Annotated in this window: 1 pseudogene; it reads right to left on the bottom strand. The window is 66.4% G+C overall.

The features are described 5' to 3' along the window. Positions 1–1,085 (bottom strand): annotated as a pseudogene (locus GTY47_RS00035) (IS630 family transposase). Positions 1,086–1,105: the final 20 nt, after the last annotated feature.

Genomic DNA, 1,105 nt, shown 5'->3' with positions numbered 1-1,105 from the left:
CTAGTGACCTGAGTCAGAGATTCGTCGGCAGTAGGCGGCGACTTTGTCGAGGATCTCGTCGGCTGTCTTCGTCCAGACGAACGGTCTGGGGTGCTCGTTCCAGTCGGCGAGCCAGGCCCGGATGTCGCGTTCGAGGGCTTGGACGGAGCGGTGGACGCCGCGCTTGAGCTTCTTCTGGGTCAGTTCGGCGAACCACCGCTCGACCAGGTTCAGCCAGGACGCGCTGGTCGGCGTGAAGTGCAGGTGGAACCGAGGGTGCGCCAGCAGCCACCGCTTGATGTCCGGGGTCTTGTGGGTCGCGTAGTTGTCCAGGATCAAATGAACCTGCAGATCAGCCGGGACTTCCTTGTCCAGCTTCGCGAGGAACTTCTTGAACTCCGGTGGCGGCGGTGGAGGGAGCCGATGACCTTGCCGGTGGCGACCTCGAGGGCGGCGAAGAGGGTCGTGGTGCCGGCCCGGACGTAGTCGTGGCTGCGGCGTTCGGGAACGCCGGGCACCATCGGCAGAACAGGCTGGGACCGGTCCAGTGCCTGGATCTGCGACTTCTCGTCCACGCAGAGCACCAGGGCCTTCTCGGGCGGATCGAGATACAGACCGACGACGTCGCGGACCTTGTCGATGAACAGCGGGTCGGTGGACAGCTTGAACGTCTGCGACCGGTGCGGGGCCAGGGCGAACGCCCGCCAGATCCGCGAGATGGTCGACTGGGACATCCCCGTGGCCGTGGCCATCGACCTGGTCGACCAGTGGGTCGCGTTCTTCGGCGTCTCCTCGAGCGTCTTGACGATGACCCGCTCGACGTCGGCATCGGTGATCTTCCGGGGCACGCCGGGCCGCAGGTCGTCGCACAAGCCGTCCAGTCCCCGCTCGATGAAGCGGCGCCGCCAGGTGCGGACCGTGTCCGGAGCGATCCGCAGCCGGCGGGACACCTCCATGATCGAGTGGCCTTCGGCGCACTCCAGCACGATCCGCGACCGCTGAGCCAGAGCCTGAGCCGTCGTACGGCGGCGTAACCAGCCTTCCAGCACCGCCCGCTGGGCATCGGTGACCGACAACGGCGGAATCTTCGGACCCGGACGACTCATGCCCGACTAACGACGAATCT

The organism is Streptomyces sp. SID5464 (genome assembly GCF_009862985.1).
Lineage (GTDB): Bacteria > Actinomycetota > Actinomycetes > Streptomycetales > Streptomycetaceae > Streptomyces > Streptomyces chartreusis_D.
This window is presented reverse-complemented; position numbering and strand designations above follow the sequence as displayed.